General features: G+C 61.2%; 19 protein-coding genes and 1 pseudogene. 18 read left to right on the top strand and 2 right to left on the bottom strand.

The features are described 5' to 3' along the window. Positions 1 to 147: 147 nt before the first annotated feature. The 18 genes and pseudogenes from I6L40_RS08535 (at position 148) to exeN (ending at position 19,048) form a co-directional block, all read left to right on the top strand. Positions 148 to 990, top strand: coding sequence for a MoxR family ATPase (locus I6L40_RS08535; RefSeq protein WP_042083672.1), 843 nt, complete (start codon positions 148 to 150; stop codon positions 988 to 990). A gap of 3 nt (positions 991 to 993) precedes the next feature. Beyond that, positions 994 to 2,157 carry a VWA domain-containing protein gene (locus I6L40_RS08530; protein WP_216995291.1) on the top strand — a complete coding sequence of 388 codons (1,164 nt, stop codon included), beginning with the start codon at positions 994 to 996 and terminating at the stop codon, positions 2,155 to 2,157. 54 nt (positions 2,158 to 2,211) lie between these two features. After that, complete coding sequence (locus I6L40_RS08525; RefSeq protein ID WP_216995290.1) at positions 2,212 to 3,333, top strand: beta-ketoacyl-ACP synthase III; 1,122 nt, start codon at positions 2,212 to 2,214, stop codon at positions 3,331 to 3,333. Positions 3,334 to 3,389: 56 nt separating this feature from the next. Further along, positions 3,390 to 4,835 carry an HD domain-containing phosphohydrolase gene (locus I6L40_RS08520; RefSeq protein WP_216995289.1) on the top strand — a complete coding sequence of 482 codons (1,446 nt, stop codon included), beginning with the start codon at positions 3,390 to 3,392 and terminating at the stop codon, positions 4,833 to 4,835. A 249-nt stretch (positions 4,836 to 5,084) separates the two neighbouring features. Next, the gene (locus tag I6L40_RS08515; protein WP_071912049.1) at positions 5,085 to 6,653 is read left to right on the top strand and encodes an ExeA family protein; all 1,569 of its coding nucleotides are present in this window, start codon (positions 5,085 to 5,087) and stop codon (positions 6,651 to 6,653) included. Continuing rightward, positions 6,653 to 7,339 carry a GspB family T2SS assembly factor variant ExeB gene (exeB, locus tag I6L40_RS08510; protein ID WP_216995288.1) on the top strand — a complete coding sequence of 229 codons (687 nt, stop codon included), beginning with the start codon at positions 6,653 to 6,655 and terminating at the stop codon, positions 7,337 to 7,339. The genes I6L40_RS08515 and exeB overlap by 1 nt, the downstream gene beginning before the upstream one ends. Positions 7,340 to 7,544: 205 nt before the next feature. Beyond that, positions 7,545 to 8,387, top strand: a complete 843-nt coding sequence (gene exeC / locus I6L40_RS08505) for a GspC family type II secretion system variant ExeC (protein WP_254204088.1) — start codon at positions 7,545 to 7,547, stop codon at positions 8,385 to 8,387. A gap of 22 nt (positions 8,388 to 8,409) precedes the next feature. Beyond that, complete coding sequence (gene exeD, locus I6L40_RS08500; RefSeq protein ID WP_216995286.1) at positions 8,410 to 10,458, top strand: GspD family T2SS secretin variant ExeD; 2,049 nt, start codon at positions 8,410 to 8,412, stop codon at positions 10,456 to 10,458. Continuing rightward, positions 10,458 to 11,963 (top strand): type II secretion system ATPase GspE, encoded by a 1,506-nt coding sequence (gene gspE, locus I6L40_RS08495; protein WP_216995285.1) that lies wholly within the window; start codon positions 10,458 to 10,460, stop codon positions 11,961 to 11,963. The genes exeD and gspE overlap by 1 nt, the downstream gene beginning before the upstream one ends. A gap of 1 nt (position 11,964) precedes the next feature. After that, on the top strand, positions 11,965 to 13,185 hold the full coding sequence (exeF, locus tag I6L40_RS08490) for a GspF family T2SS innner membrane protein variant ExeF (RefSeq protein ID WP_216995284.1): 1,221 nt from the start codon (positions 11,965 to 11,967) through the stop codon (positions 13,183 to 13,185). Positions 13,186 to 13,337: 152 nt separating this feature from the next. Next, positions 13,338 to 13,769, top strand: coding sequence for a GspG family T2SS major pseudopilin variant ExeG (gene exeG, locus I6L40_RS08485; protein WP_041208232.1), 432 nt, complete (start codon positions 13,338 to 13,340; stop codon positions 13,767 to 13,769). A gap of 44 nt (positions 13,770 to 13,813) precedes the next feature. Further along, on the top strand, positions 13,814 to 14,386 hold the full coding sequence (gene exeH, locus I6L40_RS08480) for a GspH family T2SS minor pseudopilin variant ExeH (RefSeq protein ID WP_216995283.1): 573 nt from the start codon (positions 13,814 to 13,816) through the stop codon (positions 14,384 to 14,386). Continuing rightward, a complete protein-coding gene (gene exeI / locus I6L40_RS08475) occupies positions 14,383 to 14,742 on the top strand; it encodes a GspI family T2SS minor pseudopilin variant ExeI (protein ID WP_033113033.1) in 360 nt (119 codons plus the stop codon). Before exeH ends, exeI begins: the two co-directional genes overlap by 4 nt. After that, positions 14,739 to 15,377 (top strand): annotated as a pseudogene (gene gspJ / locus I6L40_RS08470) (type II secretion system minor pseudopilin GspJ); the annotation flags it as partial. The gene exeI and the pseudogene gspJ, both read left to right, overlap by 4 nt. A 112-nt stretch (positions 15,378 to 15,489) precedes the next feature. After that, entirely contained in the window at positions 15,490 to 16,497 is a 1,008-nt protein-coding gene (gene exeK, locus I6L40_RS08465) for a GspK family T2SS minor pseudopilin variant ExeK (RefSeq protein ID WP_216995281.1), read from the top strand. Positions 16,498 to 16,611: 114 nt separating this feature from the next. Beyond that, positions 16,612 to 17,796 (top strand): GspL family type II secretion system protein ExeL, encoded by a 1,185-nt coding sequence (gene exeL / locus I6L40_RS08460; protein WP_216995280.1) that lies wholly within the window; start codon positions 16,612 to 16,614, stop codon positions 17,794 to 17,796. Next, complete coding sequence (gene exeM, locus I6L40_RS08455) at positions 17,793 to 18,284, top strand: GspM family type II secretion system protein ExeM (protein WP_042033043.1); 492 nt, start codon at positions 17,793 to 17,795, stop codon at positions 18,282 to 18,284. The genes exeL and exeM overlap by 4 nt, the downstream gene beginning before the upstream one ends. After that, entirely contained in the window at positions 18,281 to 19,048 is a 768-nt protein-coding gene (gene exeN, locus I6L40_RS08450) for a GspN family type II secretion system protein ExeN (RefSeq protein WP_216995279.1), read from the top strand. Before exeM ends, exeN begins: the two co-directional genes overlap by 4 nt. 63 nt (positions 19,049 to 19,111) lie before the next feature. On the opposite strand, the gene I6L40_RS08445 is transcribed toward exeN, so the two are convergent. Further along, on the bottom strand, positions 19,112 to 19,756 hold the full coding sequence (locus I6L40_RS08445) for a 3-keto-L-gulonate-6-phosphate decarboxylase UlaD (protein ID WP_071912065.1): 645 nt from the start codon (positions 19,754 to 19,756) through the stop codon (positions 19,112 to 19,114). 124 nt (positions 19,757 to 19,880) lie between these two features. Then, on the bottom strand, positions 19,881 to 20,573 hold the full coding sequence (locus tag I6L40_RS08440) for an L-ribulose-5-phosphate 4-epimerase (protein WP_042033037.1): 693 nt from the start codon (positions 20,571 to 20,573) through the stop codon (positions 19,881 to 19,883). Between the last annotated feature and the right edge of the window lie 7 nt (positions 20,574 to 20,580).

Genomic DNA, 20,580 nt, shown 5'->3' with positions numbered 1-20,580 from the left:
GTGTTTGTTACGACGATGAAACAAGATTACCCTGTGGTTTCTGAATGAGAAGTGACTATTCGTTATAACCATATGGTATTACAACATATAGAGCTTATTCTCTCTGGCCCCTGACTCCGGGAGCCAATCGTCAAAGGAACCGACGTTATGGGATTTTCAGGAAGCAGCCAGTATCTCGCCTCCGATGCATTGAAGATGGCGGTCAATGCCGCCATCACCCTCGAAAAACCGCTGCTGATCAAGGGGGAGCCAGGCACCGGCAAGACGGTACTGGCGGAAGCGGTCGCCGACCATCTCGGCACCGACCTCATTGCCTGGCATATCAAGTCCACCACCAAGGCCCAACAGGGGCTCTACGAATATGATGCGGTGGCCCGGCTGCGGGACTCCCAGCTCGGCGACCCCAGAGTGGCCGATATCAGCCACTACATTCGCCAGGGCAAGCTGTGGCAGGCTTTCAGCGCCGAGCAGCGACCGGTGCTGCTGATCGACGAGATCGACAAGGCCGACATCGAATTCCCCAACGATCTGCTGCTGGAGCTGGACCGGATGGAGTTCGACGTCTACGAGACCGGCGAGCGAGTCAAGGCGCGCCAGCGGCCGGTGGTCATCATCACCTCCAACAACGAAAAAGAGCTGCCGGATGCCTTCCTGCGCCGCTGTTTCTTCCACTACATCCGCTTCCCCGACAAGGCCGAGATGCAGGCCATCGTCAAACTCCACTACCCCGACCTCAAGGAGAGCCTGCTTGGCGAGGCGATGGCTCTCTTCTTCGAGCTGCGCGAGGTAGAGGGGCTGCGCAAGAAGCCCTCCACCTCGGAGCTGCTGGACTGGATCCGCCTGCTCTTGGCCGACGATATCGCCCCCGAGGCGATGCGCGCCCGCGAGCCCGGCAAGCTGGTGCCCGCGCTATATGGCGCTCTGCTCAAGACCGAGCAGGATCTGCATCTATTCGAGAAGCTCGCCTTTCTGGCCCGGCGCGGCAGCTAACCCATGCTGATCGACTTTTTTACTCACCTGCGCCGCCACAAGCTCCCCTGCAGCCTGCGCGAACTGCTGGACTTGCACGCCGCACTGGCTGCCAGGCTGGTCGCAGTCGATATGGACGAGTTCTACCAACTCTCCCGCTGCCTGCTGGTAAAAGACGAGGCTCACTACGATCGCTTCGATCGCGCCTTCGCCGAATACTACGAGGGACTGGAAGCCATCCCCCTGCTGCCGGAAAGCCTGCCCGAGGAGTGGCTGCGCAAGGAGTTCGAACGGCTGTTGAGCCCAGAGGAGAAGGCGCTGCTCACATCCCTCGGCGGACTCGACAAGCTGCTGGAGACCCTCAACCAGCGGCTGAACGAGCAGAAAGAGCGCCACGCTGGCGGCAACAAGTGGGTGGGAACCGGTGGCAGCAGCCCGTTTGGCCACGGCGGTTTTCACCCAGAGGGAGTCCGCATGGGTGGAGAGGGGCAGCATGGCAAGGCGGCCAAGGTGTGGGAGGGCCGTCACTATCGCAACTTCAGCGACGACTCACCGCTCGGCCAGCGCGCCATCCAGCTCGCGCTGCGCAAGCTAAGACGCTGGGTGCGCAAAGGCAATCCCGACGAGCTTGATCTCGACGACACCATAAAAAGTTCTGCCCGCCAGGGTTGGCTCGATGTGAAGCTGCGGCCCGAGCGCCACAACGGGGTGAAACTGTTGGTCTTTTTCGATGTGGGAGGCTCCATGGATGCCCACGTAGCCGAGGTACAACGCCTCTTCTCCGCGTTGCGCCACGAGTTCAAGCATCTGGAGTACTTCTATTTTCACAACTGCCTCTACGACTTCGTCTGGAAGGATAACGCCCGCCGCTTTGAGGAGCGGTTCGATACCCTGCGCCTGCTGCGCACCTACGGCAGCGACTACCGGGTGATTCTGGTGGGGGATGCCACCATGGGCCCCTACGAGATCACCTGGCCCGGCGGCAGTGTCGAGCAGTGGAACGAGGAGTCGGGTCAGGTGTGGCTCACCCGATTGCAGCAGCACTTTCCCAAACTGGTGTGGATCAATCCCACCCCGCGGCGGGAGTGGCTCTGGCATCCCTCCATCAAACTGATGAATGACGTGGTTGGCGGACGGATGCATCCGCTGACCCTGGCGGGTCTCGCTGCGGCGATCGACCAGCTCTAACCCTCTCTACCCTATAAACCGACAAGCCGGGAACGCACCCGGCGAGGAGCAAAGATGACCTCTATCGTGATCAGTGGCTCAGGCCTCTATACCCCACCCTTTGCCGTCAGCAATGAAGAGCTGGTGGCCGCCTTCAACCAGTATGTGGATCTCTACAACGAGGAGAACGCCTCCGCCATCGATGCCGGCCAACTCCCCGCCAAGCAGCACTCCAGCTGCGAGTTCATCGAGAAGGCCTCCGGCATCAAAAGCCGTTATCTGGTGAGCCGCGAAGGGGTGCTCAACCCCGACATCATGCAGCCGCTGCTGGCTGAGCGGCCCGATGACAAGCCCTCCATCATGGTGGAGATGGCGGTGGCCGCCGCCGAGCAGGCGCTGATCGCCGCCGGTCGTGAGCCGGGGGAGATCGATCTGGTGATTGTCGCCGCCTCCAATATGCCGCGCCCCTATCCGGCCCTCTCCATCGAGCTGCAGCACTATCTGGGAGCAAGTGGCATGGCCTTTGACATGAACGTGGCCTGCTCGTCTGCCACCTTCGGCATCAAGACAGCCGCCGACATGCTGGCGGCAGGCACCGCCAAACTGGCGCTGGTGGTCAATCCGGAGATCTGCTCAGGACACCTCAATTTCCGGGACAGAGACAGTCACTTTATCTTCGGTGATGCCTGTACCGCGGTACTGCTGGAGCGGGAGGCCGATTGCAAGGTGGCCAATCCGTGGCAACTGGTAGCCAGCAAGCTGGTGACCCAGTACTCCAACAACATCCGCAACAACTTCGGCTTTTTGAACCGGCTGAGCCCGCGTACCCGCTACGGCGACGACAAGCTGTTTCGCCAGCAGGGTCGCAAGGTGTTCAAGGAGGTGTTGCCACTGGTGTGCGACCAGATTGCCGGCCAGCTCGATGAACAAGGTTGGGCAGCAGACTCCCTGAGCCGGCTCTGGCTCCATCAGGCCAACCTCACCATGAACCAGTTCATCGGTCGCAAGCTGCTCGGTCACGATGCCAACCAGCAGGAGGCGCCGGTCATTCTCGATAGCTATGGTAATACCAGCTCGGCGGGTTCCATCATCGCGTTTCATCTGTACAATCGCGACCTTCCTGTCGGGGCGCGCGGCGTCCTCTGCTCGTTTGGCGCCGGCTACTCTATCGGTAGCCTGCTGCTGCAACGGTGCTGAGGATGGTGCGCCTGTCGCGGCGGCCATAACAACAAAAACGCTGTTCAGGTGAAATCATGATGAGAATCTCGGGGCGCTGCGCCCTGCACTACGGGGTAACCCTGTCACTCTTTTGTCTCTATGGCTGGCAGGTTTGCCCGTTTCTTGAGAGCCTCACCCTGCCCCAGCTGCTGGGGCCGACCCTGGTGACGTTCGCCATCATGTTCGCCGTGCGCAACCGGCTGATCTCAAGGCGGCCCCTGCCGCGTAACGGGCTGGATGGGTTTGGACTGGAGGTAGGTTTCTACCTGCTGGGAGCACTGCTGCTCTCAGGCTACAACGCCCTGGCCCACGACTTTCCGCTGGAGAGTCACCTCAAGGTCTTGCTGGGGATGACCACCCTCGGCTTTCTGGTGGCGGCCGACCTGACTCTGGAGCGGGATTGGCATCGGGCCAGAGCACGGCAAGCCGAGCAGAGCCTGGCACTGAGCCATCCGCTGGCCATGCCGCTGCCACGCAAGTTCACCCTCTTTACCCTGGCAACCCTCACCTTATTGGGGGGCGTCTTCTTCTTGTTGTTCAACAAGGATCTGGAGTGGCTGGTGACGGTGGGGCGCAGCCTGCCGAGAGTCGAGGCCCAGCACTACATCCTGTGGGAGATCGCCTTCGTGATGACGGTGACCTTCAGCTATCTCGCCCTCATCATTCACGGCTACGGCCGCAACCTTGGCCTCTCCCTGCGCCACCAGACCAGCACCATGGCCAGAGTGCAATGCGGTGACTTCGATGCCCGGGTGCCGGTCACCCGGGATGACGAGTTTGGCCTTATCGCCGCCAGCACCAATCAGATGATCGGCGAGCTGAAATCCCGCAGCGACGAACTCAATCTGACCCGGGATGTGGCCATTCTCGGGCTCGCCTCGCTGGCAGAGACCCGTGACAACGAGACCGGCGCCCATATCATTCGTACCCAGCACTACGTCAAGGCGCTGGCGGAGCATCTGAGCTTCAGCAACTGGGATAGCTATCCACTGGATGATGCCACCATCGATCTGCTGTTCAAATCGGCCCCGCTACACGATGTCGGCAAGGTGGGCATTCCCGACGCCATCCTGCTCAAGCCGGGCAAGCTGACCGATGAGGAGTTCGCCATCATGCAGCGCCACCCGCAGATCGGTGCTGATGCGCTGGCGAGCGCCGAGGCGCAGCTGGGCTCCAACTCCTTCCTGCGGCTGGCGCGGGAGATCTCCCTCACCCACCACGAAAAGTGGGATGGCAGCGGCTATCCGGCAGGGCTGGCGGGTGAGGTGATTCCCCTCTCCGGGCGGTTGATGGCGGTAGCGGATGTCTACGATGCCCTCATCTCGAAACGGGTCTACAAACCCGCCTTCAGCCATGAGGAAGCGAAGGAGATCATCGTGAAAGGAAGCGGCTGTCACTTCGACCCGAATATAGTCAAGGCGTTTCTCGCCTGCGAGGCGCAGTTCAAGGAGATAGCGGCCAAATTTCAGGACCATCGCTGAGTCGGCAAACCCGTTAACGAACCGACAGGTGAAAACTTCGCCTCCCCAAGCTGTTGACAATAAACTTATTTTTGCAAATCACCGCTATTTTTTGACCGTTTGAGCGGCACAATCCCGACTCTGGATCACAAGATGAAGGGAAAGTGCCGTCATTTGCCTCTTGTCCACTCGGATAGCTTCCAATGAATGCGAGGTTTGCTATCATCCGGAAATATTTTTTACCTGTAACTGGTCACAAAAGAATCCCTCATGTACACACAGTTCTTTGGCCTCTCGGAACACCCGTTCTCCATCTCGCCCAATCCCAAATATCTCTATATGAGCGAGCGGCACGGGGAGGCTCTGGCCCATCTCAGCTACGGATTGCAGGATGGCGGCGGCTTTGTGCTACTGACCGGCGAAGTAGGCACCGGCAAGACCACGGTCTCCCGCTGCCTGCTGCAACAGCTGCCCGCCGAGACCGAGATCGCCTATATCCTCAATCCCTCGCTGACCGAGCGGGATCTGCTGGCGGCCATCTGTGACGAGTTTCAGCTTGCCTACCCGACCGAGGCGGGGATCAAGCTGCTGTTCGACCTTATTCGCGACCACCTGCTGGCCAATCTGGCGGCAGGCAAGCGCAGCGTGGTGCTGGTGGATGAGGCCCAGCATCTGCTGCCAGAGGTGCTGGAGCAGTTGCGCCTGCTGACCAACCTCGAAACCGACGAGAAGAAGCTGCTACAGGTGGTGCTGATCGGTCAGCCAGAGCTGCAGCAGATGTTGCGCCAGCCCCTGCTGCGCCAGCTGGCCCAGCGCATTACCGCTCGCTACCACCTGCTGCCCCTGGGTGCCGGCGATGTCGATGCCTATGTTCGCTTCCGGCTGCAGGTCGCCGGCTGCGTACAGCCCATTTTTACCCCCAGGGCAATCCAGACCCTCCACCGCCTGAGCGGTGGCATTCCCCGTCTTATCAACCTCATCTGCGACCGCGCCCTGATCGCCGCCTTTGCCCGTGGCAGCTACAAAATTGTCCATGGCGACATCAGTCAGGCCGCCTTTGAGGTGAGCGGGATCCGCGACGAGGGGAGCTGGCTCTCCGGCCTTGCGGTCGCTCTGGCTGGCTCCCTGCTGGTGGCGGCTGGCTGGTGGGGCTGGCAGTTCTTCGGCGTCTTCCCCACCCGCCCGGTGGTCAAGGTCGAGGTACCGGTTACCGTCGATGAGACCGCCGAGCAGCAGGAGCAGCTTACCGAGGCGATCAATCAGGCACTCGACCCCGAGGGCGCAATGCAGAATCTCTACCGGGTCTGGGGCTACGAGCCCGAGCTGGAGGATGCCACCTGCGACAACGCCCCCCGCGCCGGCCTGCGCTGTCAGGAGGGGGAAGCGAGCCTCGATGAGCTGCGCAATCTGCAATACCCCGCCATGGTCAGCCTTACCGACGAGACGGGCGGCATCTACTACGCCACCCTGGTCACTCTCGGCCCCAAGCAGGCGCGCCTGATGATCGGCAACCAGAGCTGGCAGGTTGAGAGGCAGTGGCTCAGCGACAACTGGGGCGGCAGCTACACCCTGCTCTGGCGCATGCCCAAGGGGGGCGCCAGCCTGATCGGCAACAATGCGGGGCAGGCCCAGATCCAGTGGCTCGACAATGCCCTGAGCCGCGCGCTGCAACAGCCCGAGCGCAAGGTGCGTCGCTTCGATGGCGAGCTCAAGAACAAACTGCAGCAGTTCCAGCGGGATCAGGGGCTCAACCCTGACGGCATCGCCGGCAGCAATACCCTGCTCCGTCTCAACGCCCTCTCCGGTGAACCCATGCCCAGACTGGAGGAGGCCTCCTGATGTCTACCCTGCTCAAGGCGCTGCACCGCGCACAGCAACCGCAACCACAAACCTGTATCCCCGCCATGGGGCTTGCCATGCCCCGCGAAGAGGCGCGGACATCCCGCCGCCTGGTCTGGCTGCTTGCTCCGCTCGCCCTGCTGCTAGGTGCTGGCGCCAACTATGGCTGGCACCTGATCCACCTGCGCCCCATCGAGGAGAAAGTCGAGGTGAAAGAGGTGGTCACCCCGCCCTTCGTGCGAGTGGAGCCCAAGGCGATGGTAACGCGGCCGCTGCCGCCTCCCCTGCCGGAGCCGGTGGTGCAGCAGCCCAGGGTTGCAGCTGCCACCAATAACCCGGCCGCCAGTCGACCAACCCTGGCCGAACAGCTGATGCGCGCTCTCAACGAAACACCGCTGCAACAGGAGTCGGGTACAGTGCCCCAGAGCGTCCAGCCGGCCCAGCTGATGTCGCTTAATGCCGCGCCGCTTTCGATCCGCCAGCAGGTGCCCGCGTTCAGCTATGGCTCCCATGTGTTCTCATCCAACCCCGCCAAACGGGCCGTGGTGCTCAATGGCCGTGAATACCGGGAGGGGAGCGAGATTGCCCCCGGGGTACGCCTCGCTACCATCGCTCAGGAGTACATGGTGCTGGATGTAGATGGCCAGAGTGTCACTCTCAAGGCACTGCAGGATTGGCAGGGCTGAGATTCGCCACAACCAGGGCGCTGACAAGCACCTGGTTGCCTCTTTAATAAGCAATGGAACGCTCAAGGTGTGATGAAATATCAAGTTTTGCTGATTGCAACCGCACGAACGTTGTGTCCAAACGGCTCGCCGTACACAATAGCCAGCTGCACCAAAGCCCGAAACAATGTTGACGAACATGACCCGACCATCCAGGGATGAGATCTTGATCAAGCTGCTGGCCCAGTGCCGGCGGCTGCCCATTGCCCGCATCACTCAGGCGGTCTTTCTGCTATTGCTGATCCTGCTGGCCCAGCAGTGTGCCAACCTCACCTGGCGTCTGTTCGCCCTGGCCACGCCCCAGAGCAGCCAGCCGTGGCAGCCCTCGGTCATTGCAACTGCGGGCCAAAGTGCTCCCCGTCTTGAACTTGGTGAAGTGAGCCGCCTCTCCCTGTTTGGCAAGGCAATCCCCAAGGTGCAGCAGAGCAAGGAGGTCGCTGCCAACGCACCGCGGACCCAGCTCAATGCCCAGCTCAACGGTGTGCTGGCAAGCTCCGATCCCGCCAAGTCCATCGCCATCATCGCCATGTCGGGGATCCAGAACTCCTACAGCGTGGGGGAGCTCATCGACGGCACCCAGGCTCGGATCCGTCAGGTCTACCCCGACCGGGTCATCATAGAGCGCGATGGCCGCGACGAAACCCTGATGCTCGATGGCGAAGAGTACGGCAAGCCCCTGCCCCAACAAGGCGGTAGTGCCCAGCTCTCTTCCGTGCGCAGCGAGCTGATGAGCGATCCCGGCAAGATCACCGATTACCTCAATATTTCACCGGTTCAGGTAGATGGCCGCCTGGCGGGCTATCGCCTCAATCCGGGCAACAATCCGGAACTCTTCAACCAGAGCGGGCTGCAGGCCAATGATCTGGCCATCAGCATCAACGGCCTGGATCTGCGTGACAACATGCAGGCCATGCAGGCAATGCAGCAGCTGGCTGGCGCTACCGAATTGACAGTGACCGTCGAGCGGCAGGGTGAACAGTTCGATGTCTATGTTCGCTTGTCAGAATAATGATTTTGGAGTCGTACCAAGAATGACCAATAAAGGGAAAGGCTGGCGTCTGGCCACCATAGCGGCGGCACTGATGATGGCAGGATCAGCCTGGGCCACCGAGTATTCGGCCAGCTTCAAGAACGCCGATATCGAAGAGTTCATCAACACGGTGGGCAAGAATCTCAACAAGACCATCATCATCGAGCCCTCGGTGCGCGGCAAGATCAACGTCCGCAGCTACGACCTGCTCAACGAGGAGCAGTACTACCAGTTCTTCCTGAGCGTGCTCGACGTCTACGGTTTTGCCGTGGTGCCGATGGATAACGGCGTGCTCAAGGTACTGCGCTCGCGCGATGCCAAGACCTCCGCCATTCCGGTGGTGGATGGCAGTAACCCGGGCTCTGGCGACGAAATGGTGACCCGGGTAGTACCGGTGCGCAACGTCTCGGTGCGCGAACTGGCCCCTCTGCTGCGTCAGCTCAACGATAACGCCGGTGGCGGCAACGTAGTGCACTACGAGCCCTCCAACGTGCTGCTCATCACCGGCCGCGCCGCCGTGGTAAACCGGCTGGTGGAGGTGGTCAACCGGGTCGACCGTGCTGGCGATCAGGATGTGGACATCATCAAGCTCAAGTTCGCCTCGGCTGGCGAAATCGTGCGGCTGGTGACCAATCTCAACAAGGATAACAACCCGCAAGGGGGCACCACCAGCCTGCTGCTGGCCCCCAAGGTGGTCGCCGACGAGCGCACCAACTCGGTGGTGGTGAGTGGTGAACCGAAAGCACGCGCCCGCATCATCCAGATGGTACACCAGCTCGACCGCGACCTGCAGAGCCAGGGCAACACCCGGGTCTTCTACCTCAAATATGGCAAGGCCAAGGATCTGGTGGATGTCCTCAAGGGGGTCAGCTCCAGCATCGAAGCGGACAAGAAGGGGGGCGGCAACGCGGCCGCTATGGGCGGTGGCGGCAGTATCGGCGGTGGCAAACTCGCCATCTCTGCCGACGAGACCACCAATGCTCTGGTCATCACCGCCCAGCCGGATGTGATGTCAGAACTGGAACAGGTCATCGCCAAGCTCGATATTCGCCGCGCCCAGGTGCTGGTAGAGGCGATCATCGTCGAAATAGCCGATGGCGATGGCCTCAACCTCGGCGTCCAGTGGGGCAATGCCAATGGTGGTGGCACCCAGTTTACCAACACCGGCCTGCCGATCGGTGGCGCCATCGCGGCAGGCAAGGATTACCAGAACGGCAATACTGCCGCCGCCAGTAAACTTCTGGAAAACTTTAACGGTATGGCTGCCGGCTTCTATCACGGCGACTGGGCCATGCTGGCCACGGCGCTCGCCTCCAATACCAAGAACGATATTCTCTCCACTCCGAGCATTGTCACCATGGATAACAAGGAGGCATCGTTCAACGTAGGCCAGGAGGTGCCTGTCCAGACCGGTTCACAGAGCTCGACCTCTGGCGACAACATCTTCAACACCATCGAGCGCAAGACGGTCGGCACCAAGCTGGTGGTCACCCCCCAGATCAACGAAGGGGATTCGGTTCTGCTCACCATCGAGCAGGAGGTATCCAGCGTGGCAACCAAGCCTGCAGAAGGCACCTCTACCCTTGGCCCCACCTTCGATACCCGCACTGTGAAAAACGCCGTGCTGGTCAAAAGTGGCGAGACAGTCGTTCTGGGTGGCCTGATGGATGAGAAGACCAGCGAGAACGTGTCAAAAGTGCCGCTGCTCGGTGATATTCCGGTGCTGGGTTACCTGTTCCGCTCCACCTCCAACAGCACCTCGAAACGCAACCTGATGGTCTTTATCCGGCCCACCATCTTGCGCGATGCCGACGTCTACTCCGGCATCTCCAGCAACAAGTACTCCCTGTTCCGGGCCGAACAGCTGGATGCGGCCGCCCAGGAGGGTTATCTCACCTCGCCCAAACGCCAGGTACTGCCGGCTTATGGTCAGGATGTAATGATGTCGCCCGAGCTGCAAAAGGAAGTACAAAAGCAGGTTGAACAGATGAAGGTTCGCCAGCAGAGCGCGGTGGAAAGCACCACTCCCTTTGTGCAGAGCCGCCCCTGATGAGTGCCTATCATCTCGACGGGAGCAGCCTGCCTCCCCCGCTGCCCGAGCTCCCCTTTGCGTTTGCCCGCAACTACGGGGTGATCCTCAGCGAGCGTGACGGCGCACCTGTGCTGCAGTGCCGTACCGGCGTGACGCCGCAGACCCTGCTGGAAGTTCGCCGGGTGGCGGGCTGTGCCTTTGCGGTGGAGCAACTCGACAACGACGCCTTCGAAGAGCTGCTGATGACCCACTATCAGCGTGACTCCTCCGAGGCGCGCCAGCTGATGGAAGATCTCGGCAACGAGATGGACTTTTTTGCGCTGGCCGAAGAGCTGCCCCAGAGCGAAGACCTGCTGGACGCCGATGACGATGCCCCCATCATTCGCCTCATCAACGCCATGTTGAGCGAGGCGATCAAGGAGGAGGCCTCCGATATCCATATCGAGACCTTCGAGCGGGCGCTGGTGATCCGGTTTCGCATCGATGGGGTGCTGCGGGAGATCCTGCGTCCCCATCGCAAGCTGGCCTCGCTTCTGGTATCGCGGATCAAAGTCATGTCGCGGATGGATATCGCCGAGAAGCGGGTGCCGCAGGATGGCCGTATCTCATTGCGCATCGGCGGCCGCGCCGTCGACGTGCGGGTCTCCACCATGCCGTCGAGCTACGGCGAGCGGGTGGTACTGCGTCTGCTCGACAAGAACACCATTCGCCTCGAGCTCAAGCAGCTCGGTATGACGGCGCGCAACCGCAGCATCATCAGCGAGCTTATCCGCAAGCCCCACGGCATCATTCTGGTCACCGGCCCGACCGGTTCCGGTAAATCCACCACCCTCTATGCGGCGCTCTCCGAGATCAACTCGCGGGATCGCAACATCCTGACGGTGGAAGATCCCATCGAATATGACCTTGAAGGGGTGGGCCAGACCCAGGTCAACAGCAAGGTAGACATGACCTTCGCCCGCGGCCTGCGCGCCATCCTGCGCCAGGATCCGGATGTGGTGATGGTGGGGGAAATTCGAGATCTGGAAACCGCCCAGATCGCGGTGCAAGCATCGCTCACCGGCCATCTGGTAATGTCGACCCTGCACACCAACACCGCCATCGGCGCCATCACCCGGATGCGGGACATGGGGATCGAGCCCTTCCTGCTCTCCTCCTCCCTGCTGGCGGTGCTGGCCCAGCGGCTGGTGCGCACCCTCTGCCCCGATTGCCGCGCCTCGCGTCCGGCCACCGAGCAGGAGCGCCTCTCCATGGGGATCAAACTGGAGCCGGATCAGCATATCTGGCATGCGGTGGGCTGCGAGCAGTGCAACCACACTGGCTATCGCGGTCGTACCGGTATCCACGAACTGGTGGTGGTCGATGAGGCGGTGCGCGAGGCCATTCACGGCGCCAGCGGCGAGATGGCCATCGAGCGGCTGATCCGCGGCCACACCCCCAGTATTCGCCGCGACGGCATCGACAAGGTACTCAAGGGGCTGACCAGCCTCGAAGAGGTGCTGCGCGTGACCCGGGAAGATTGAGATGGCGGCATTCGAATACAAAGCCCTCGACGTCAAGGGGCGCAGCAAGAGCGGTGTGATGGAGGGCGATTCTGCCCGTCAGGTTCGCCAGCTGCTGCGCGAGCAGGGGCTCACCCCGCTCGAGGTAAACGAGACCACCGAGAAGGCGAAACGGGAGGCGACCCGCTTCGCCCTGTTTCGTCGTGGCGCCTCCACTGCCGAGCTGGCCCTGATCACCCGCCAGCTGGCGACTCTGGTGGGGGCCGGTCTCACCATTGAAGAGGCGCTCAAGGCGGTGGCCGAGCAGTGCGAAAAGGCGCACTTGCGCTCTCTGGTGGCGACCGTGCGCAGCAAGGTGGTGGAAGGTTATTCGCTGGCAGACTCGCTGGGGGCTTTTCCCCACGTGTTCGATCAGCTGTTTCGCTCCATGGTGGCGGCCGGTGAAAAATCGGGCCATCTGGAGAAGGTGCTCAACCGCCTCGCCGACTACACCGAACAGCGCCAGCATATGCGGACCAAGCTGCTGCAGGCGATGATCTACCCCATCGTGCTCACCTGCGTCGCCATCGGGGTTATCTCGATCCTGCTTACCGCGGTGGTGCCCAAGGTGGTGGCCCAGTTTGAACACATGGGCCAGCAGCTGCCGGGCACCACCCGTTTTCTCATCGGTACCAGCGAGCTGATGCAAGCCTACGGCCTCTGGTTCCTGCTGCTGCTCTTTATCGCCAGCTTTGTCTGGCGCTGGTGGCTCACCGACGAGAAGCGCCGCCGGCGCTGGCATCAGGTGCTGCTCGGCCTGCCGGTGATTGGCCGGGTCAGCCGGGGTCTCAACACCGCCCGCTTCGCCCGCACCTTGAGCATCCTCAATGCCAGCGCGGTGCCGCTGCTGGAAGGGATGAAGATCGCCGGTGAAGTACTCTCCAACGACTTTGCCAGAATGCGCATTCTCGAGGCCGCCGAACGGGTGCGCGAGGGGACCAGTCTGCGCAAGTCGCTGACCGAGACCAAGATTTTCCCGCCCATGATGCTGCACATGATCGCCTCAGGTGAACAGAGCGGCGAGCTCGACAGCATGCTGGAGCGGGCAGCGGACAACCAGGATCGGGAGTTTGAATCCCAGGTCAATATCGCCCTCGGGGTGTTCGAACCCATGCTGGTGGTCTCCATGGCCGGGGTAGTGCTGTTTATCGTGATGTCGATCCTGCAGCCGATCCTCGAGCTCAACAATATGGTGAATATGTAAGGTTCGGATGTCCGAATACGCTTCGCTATTCGAACCTACCAATCCAATCGACCTCGTAGGTTCGATTAGCCGACAGGCGTAATCGAACGATCGCGGTTTAACAATCAATCGTCGATGGTTCATGCCATCTCATTTGTGAGGGAGTCAAAGTAATGCAAAAGCGTCGTCAATCCGGTTTTACCCTGCTGGAAGTCATGGTGGTCATCGTGATCCTCGGCATTCTGGCCAGTCTGGTGGTGCCCAACCTGATGGGCAACAAGGAGAAAGCCGACCAGCAGAAAGCGGTCTCCGACATCGTGGCGCTGGAAAATGCCCTCGACATGTACAAGCTGGACAACAACCGCTACCCGACCACCGAACAGGGTCTGGAAGCGCTTGTGACCAAACCCTCCATCGATCCGGCGCCGCGCAGCTACCGCGATGGCGGCTATATCAAGCGCTTACCGCAAGATCCCTGGGGCAACCAGTATCAGCTGCTGAGCCCGGGCCAGTACGGCAAGATCGACATCTTCTCCATGGGTCAGGATGGCGAAGCTGGTACCGATGACGACATCGGCAACTGGAACCTGAAGGATTTCCAATAAGTGATTAACCGCCGCGTGCACTCTGCTTTGCTGGAGCAGTCCGAATGAGGGCTGCACCATCTGCCCGTCGCCAATCCGGCTTTACCCTGCTGGAAGTGTTGCTGGTCGCCATGCTGATGGGGCTGGTGGCCACCGCCGTCACCCTCAGCATGGGTGGCGCAAAAGGTGACAGGGAGATCGACAAGCAGGCGCGCCGCCTGATGGCAACCCTGCAGCTGGCGCAGGAGTACGCGGTGATGGATGGCCGGCTGGTGGGCATTCGCGTCGAGGAGAATGGCTGGCAGTTTATGCAGCGTCAGGCCAAGGATCGCAAGTGGCTGGCCCTGACCGGTGACAAGCAGCTGGGTCAGGTGCAACTGCCGGAGAACATGGTGCTGACCCTGGAGCTGGAGGGATTTGGCTGGCAGCCCGATCCCGATGAAGAGCGTGAGAAGAAGCGGGATGACAAGGAGCGCACCCCGCAGCTCCTTATCTTCCCCGGTGGTGAGCTGACCCCTTTTACCCTCACCTTCAGCCAGCAGGATGACGAGGTGCGCTACACCCGCATCGTCAAGGGGGACGAGTTCGGCCGCCTCACCCTGCTCACCGGCGATGAGGATGAAGAGGTGACAGAGTGAACGCCCGCGGCATGACACTACTCGAAGTGATGGTGGCGCTGGCGGTCTTTGCCATCGCGGGTCTCGCGGTCATGAAAACCGCCAGCGAGCACCTCTCGGCCCTCAACTATCTGGAAGAGAAGACCCTCGCTACCTGGGTGGTGGAGAACCAGCTGGTGCAGCAGAAGCTCGAGAACAAGTGGCCCGGCGACAGCTGGGTAGAAGGGGATGAGCAGATGGCCGGGCAGACCTGGTACTGGCGCTATCGCGGCGTCGCGACCAGCGACAGCAACTTCAAGGCGCTCGAGATGGAAGTGCGCACCGAGGCCAAGGCCGAGAACCCGATCGCCATGATGCGGACCTATATCAACCGATGATCCCGAGCAACACCCGCCCTTCCCGTCACCGTGGTTTTACCCTGCTGGAGATGCTGGTGGCCATCGCCATCTTCGCCACTCTGAGCATGGGCGCCTATCAGGTGCTGCAGGGGGTGCTCACCAGCGATGAGGTAGCCAAGCGCAAGGAGGCCCGCCTCTCCGAGTTGCAGCTCGCCTTCACCCTGCTGGAGCGGGATGTCACCCAGATGGTGCCGCGCAGCGGCCGCATCGAGGGAGAGAACAACAAGGTGCTGCTGGCCGCCTCCCGTTTTGGCCAGCAGAGCGATGACTGGGGCATGGCCTTTATGCGCAGCGGCTGGCTCAACCCGGACGGCATGCTGCCCCGCTCCCATCTGCAGCGGGTCGGCTGGCGGCTCAAGGATCAGAAGCTGGAGCGCCTCAGCTACCTCTATCCGGATCCGGTGATCGGCACCGAGCCTCGCACCCAGCCGCTTCTGACCGGTGTCACCGCCTTTCGCCTCTACTTCTACGACAAGGGGAGCTGGAAGGAGGAGTGGACCCAGCGCAGCGTGCTCCCTTACGGGCTCGCGGTCGAGCTGGATCTGGAGGATTACGGCACCATTCGCCGGCAATTTCTGATTGGCGCCGGCGGCCAGCGCGCCGAAGAGAACAGCCAGAGCAGCAATCCCAATCAGGGCGGCGACAGCAATAACGGTAACAACGGCGGCAACGGCAATAACAGTGGTAACAACAGCAATGGCGGCAACCAGAACGGGGGGAGCGCCAATGCGAACTAACCCTGTACGCCCCGGCCGCCAGAGCGGTATGGCCCTGCTGGTGGTGCTGCTGATCCTCTCGGTGATGGTGATCATCGCCAGCAACATGAGCGGCCGTCTGCAGCTGGAGCTGCGCCGTACCAGCAATGTCACCGCCGGCAAGCAGGCCTGGTGGTACGCCCTCTCGGCGGAGGCGCTGGTGAGCAAGGTGCTGGCACAGGACTTCAAGGATGACCCCGAGGTGGTGAGCCTCGGCCAGAAGTGGGCCAGCAAGAATACTGTGTTTCCGGTCGACGATGGCCAGCTCAAGGGCGAGGTGACCGACCTGCAATCCTGCTTCAACCTCAACAGCCTGAGCGTACCCAATCAGGCGGGCAACAACGGGGAAGAGCTGGAGCAGCAACCCTATCCGGTGCAGGTGTTTCGCGCCCTGCTCAAGGAGCTGGCGATGGATGATTACGAGGCGGCCCAGCTCACCGACGCCATCCGCGACTGGACGGACAAGGATACGGTGCTGGTCTCCAGCCTCGGCGCCGAGGATGCCTACTACGAGGGGCTCAAGCCTCCCTACCTCACCGCCAACCAGTGGATGTTGGGCAAGGATGAATTGCGGTCGGTGCGCGGCGTAACGGCCAGGGTCTATGCCAAACTGGCCCCCTATGTCTGCACGCTGCCCAATGACAAACTGAAGATCAATATCAACACCCTGCTGCCGGAACGCCCCGAGCTGCTGGCTGCGCTCTATCTGGGCAAGATTGGCAGCGATGACGCCAAGCGGGTACTGACCGAGCGGCCAAAAAAGGGGTGGAAAGATAGCAAGCTGATGACGGACCAGCTGCCCGTACCTCTTGAAACCGTCAAGGGTCTCAAGGAGGCGCTGGTGGTCAAGAGCGACTTTTTCGAGGCCCGCGTGGTCGCCGAAATCGGCGACAGTCGTGCCTGGCTGGAGAGCATCTTCCAGCGGGGCAAGGACAACAAGCTGGTCATGCTGCGCCGCCTCAACAGTGGCGCCGAATAAACAAGCGCTGGCGGGAGCGACTCCCGGCAGGGCAAACATTGGATGCAGCCTGCGGGCTGCGCACCGGTTGCGTCGGCCTGGCCCGCGCGAACCGGTATCGCAGGAGAGAGATGCGTGAGCGAGAGTCTGGTCATCCGTCTGGGGACCACCAAACAACAACCGGTCGCCTGGCTGGTCTGGTCGAGTCAGGAGCAGGAGATCATCGCCTCCGGCGAGCTCCCCTCAGCTGACGCGCTGGGCGAGCTGCAGGAGCGCGCTGGCGGCCGCCCCGTAGTCACCCTGGTGCCGGGCAGCGATCTGATCTTCCGCCGCGTCACCCTGCCGGGGCGCTACAACCGCCAGTCGGCGGCGGCCTTGCCTTATCTGCTCGAAGAGCAGATCGCCTCCGACGTGGATGAGCTGCATCTGGTGGTTCTGGCCCACGAAGGCCCGCAGGTCGACCTGATGGCGGTGGATCGCCAGAAGATGGCCGAGTGGCTCGGCTGGCTCGACGCTGCCGGCCTTAGAAGTCAGCAACTGCTGCCCGATGTGCTGGCACTGCCGCAGGCGGCTGATGGCTGGTCTGCCCTGCAGCTCGGCGCCGAGTGGCTGATCCGCCAGAACGCCTGTCAGGGGATCGTGGCAGACGAGTCGCTGCTGGCCATCTTGCTGGCCGCCGAAGCCGAACCCGTCACCATTCACAGCCATACCCCGGCGCCCGCCATTGCCGCCGCCAACTGGCTGCCGGCCGAGCCCGAGCTCCCCATGCTGCTGCTGGCCAAGGGGGCCCTCACCTGCCGCGCCAACCTGCTTACCGGCCCCTATCGACCACAGACCGAATATGCCCGCTACTGGTTGCAGTGGCGCAAGGTGGCGATTACCACCGCCCTCTTGCTGCTGGTGGCACTCGTCCAACGCGGTGTCCAGCTGCATCAACTGGCAGAGCAGGATAAGGCGCTCAAGGCGGAGATCCGTCAGGTCTACAGCCGCATCTTCCCTAACGAAAGCCGCATCGTGAACGTGCGCAGCCAGATGACCCAGCACCTGCGGCTGATGGGTCAGGCACCGCAGAACGGCATGCTGCTGATGCTCACCGAACTGGCCCCCACCTTTGCCGAAGTGCCCGGCCTCAAGCCGCAGGTGATGCGCTTTGATGCCAGCCGCCGCGAGCTGCGGCTGCAGGTGACCGCCCCCGGCTTTGCCGAGATCGAGCGGTTCCGCGAACTGGCGGGAAAGCGCTTCGAGGTGCAGCAGGGCGAGGTGCGCAGCACCGAGGGCAAGGTTGAAGGGGCGCTGGTGCTCAAGGGTAAATCATCATGATGGAAAAATTGCAGAGCTGGTGGCAGGGCATCACCGCACGAGAACAGCGACTGGTGGTGGCAGGCAGCATCCTGCTGCTGGTTGGCCTCTTCTACTGGAGCGTCTGGCATCCTCTCAACAACCGCATCGCCGAGCGCGAACGTCAGGTGCAAAACCAGCAACAGACCCTCGCCTGGCTCAAGGAGAAGGGGGAAGAGGTGCTGGCCATGCAGGGCGGTCAGGGTCGTCAGATAGATACCAGCGGTACCCTTGAGGGGGTCGTCAACCGTACCGCCTTCAACCACAAGATCAAGATTGCCCGCCTGCAACCACAGGGGCAGGAGCTGCAAGTGTGGATCGATACGGTTCCATTCGATGATCTGTTGCTCTGGCTCGCCACTCTGGTGGAGCAGCACGGCATTCAGGTTCAAATCATCGAGCTGGCCCGCGAGGAGCTGGCCCCGGGTCTGGTCAAGGTCAGACGTTTGCAGTTGAGTCGTCCCCAATGAAAAAACGCATCCTGATTGCCAGCCTGTTTCTGGCAGCCTACTTCATCTTCCTGCTGGCGACCCTGCCTGCGGCGCTGGTGGTGCGCTATCTGCCGCTGCCCGCCAACGTTGCCAGCCTGCTGAAGATGGAAGGAGTGAGCGGCACCCTGTGGAGCGGCCAGATCGCCCGCCTGCAATATGCCAGCGAATCCATCAGCCAGCTGCGCTGGGATCTCAATGGCTGGTCACTGCTGCGCTTCGCCCCCGAAGTGGTCATTCGCTTTGGCGAGCGCAACGGCCTCAACGGTCAGGGCGTTGTCGGCTGGAATGGTGCCGCCTTCGGCCGCGACCTGACCCTCAATGCCCCGGCACCCTGGGTAATGGCGCGCATCCCGCTGCCACTCCCCTTCCCGGTCACCCTCACCGGTCAGCTGCAACTCAAGGTGGATCAGTTTGCCCAGGGCAACCCCTGGTGTGACAACCTCTACGGCAACCTCGACTGGTACAACGCCAGCGCCGATACCCCGGCGGGCAAGCTGGATCTGGCCGATCCCGAGGTGAAACTCACCTGCCTCGACTCCAGAGTGGTGGCCGAGCTCAAGCAGGGCTCAGATGCGGTACAGACCAGCGGTCGCCTCGAGCTGCAACCCAATGGCCAATACCTGTTTCAGGGCAGTCTGAAACCGGGCCCGGCCCTGCCAGAGCAGATGCAGCAGGGACTCCCCTTCCTCGGCCAGCCCGACAGTCAGGGCCGCTTCCCCCTACGCTATCAGGGGCGGATCTAGCCCCTTCAACAACAAGGCCCCGGAGTATTTCCGGGGCCTTTATTCACTAATAACCTGCTCCTGTTACCAATATTTGTTTATCTCGCGGCGTAACGCTTCGGCGGTTGCCTGACCGCTTTCCGATGCCAGTGCCCGCCCGGCGATAAAGGTCTTGGCCCGGATCCCTTCAAACAGATGGATATCTTCCGGCACGATACCGCCAGTGATCGACAGCTCCAGCCCAAGCTCGGAGAGCGCCCGCATCTTGCTCAAATCGGCCTGGGTCCAGCTGACCCCGGCCAGCTCGGCATCCCGCGAGCGGTGATAGATAGCCTGGGTGATCCCCATATCGGCCCACTGTTTGGCATCATCCAGTGTCCAGTTGCCATAGATCTCGATCTGGATCTCCCCGCCAAACTCGTCCGCAACTTTCTTGCAGGCAGCAATGGTAGCGACATGTGCGGCAGCCGATACCGTGATCCAGTCAGCTCCGGCCGAGAAGGCCATGCGAGCCAGAATGGCACCACCATCTGTGGTCTTCATATCACACACGATAATGTGATCAGGATGACGCTCGCGCATGGTGCGTACCGCAGACATGCCTTCAGCAAAAGCCAGAATAGTGCCGACCTCGATCACTTCGACATAGCTGGCGACGCGATCGGCAATATCCACGGCGGTAGCAAGATCGGTAGAATCCAGAGCAATCTGTAACATGGGTTTGGTCATACTATATTTCCTCAATTTAAAACCTTGGCAGAATGAATTGGCCCATTGATTTAAAGTCGATAAAGGGCCGTAACCTGACGTCACTAAATAAATAGATGGGCAATTTAAATAACGGGTCGACTAATTAGCGCTGGCCGTAATAGGCATTCTCACCATGCTTTCTGAAATAATGTTTGTCAGACAACTCTTGCGCAATATGGATGGCAGGATTCAACGCTCTGGTTGCCAGCGCCATGGTGGCGACCTCCTCCAGCACCAGCGCATTGTGCACCGCATCCACCGCACTCTTGCCCCAGCAAAACGGGGCATGGCCAGTAATGACCACGCCTGGCAAGGCCTGCGGATCCAGCGCCCGTCGCTGAAATTCTTCGACAATGACCTTGCCGGTATTTTTTTCATAATCAACGCGAATTTCATCTTCGGTCAGCGGACGGGTGCAGGGAATATCGCCATAGAAATAATCGGCATGGGTGGTACCCAAGGCGGGAATATCCATTCCCGCTTGCGCCCAAATAGTGCCATGACGGGAGTGGGTGTGCACAATACCGGAAATGCCTTTAAACGCTTTATATAAAACCAGATGGGTTGCGGTATCACTGGACGGGGATAAATGCCCATCGACGATCTGGCCAGCCAAATCAACCACCACGATATCGTCAACGGTCATATTGTCGTAAGAAACCCCCGACGGCTTGATGGCCACCACGCCCAAGCTGCGATCTATCTGGGATACGTTGCCCCATGTCAGGGTAACCAGACCGTATCGGGGCAACAGCAGGTTGGCCTCCAGTACCGCCTCTTTCAATGAGTTGTACATTTCGTTC

It is taken from the genome of Aeromonas sp. FDAARGOS 1410 (assembly GCF_019048745.1).
Taxonomy (GTDB): domain Bacteria; phylum Pseudomonadota; class Gammaproteobacteria; order Enterobacterales; family Aeromonadaceae; genus Aeromonas; species Aeromonas jandaei.
This window is presented reverse-complemented; position numbering and strand designations above follow the sequence as displayed.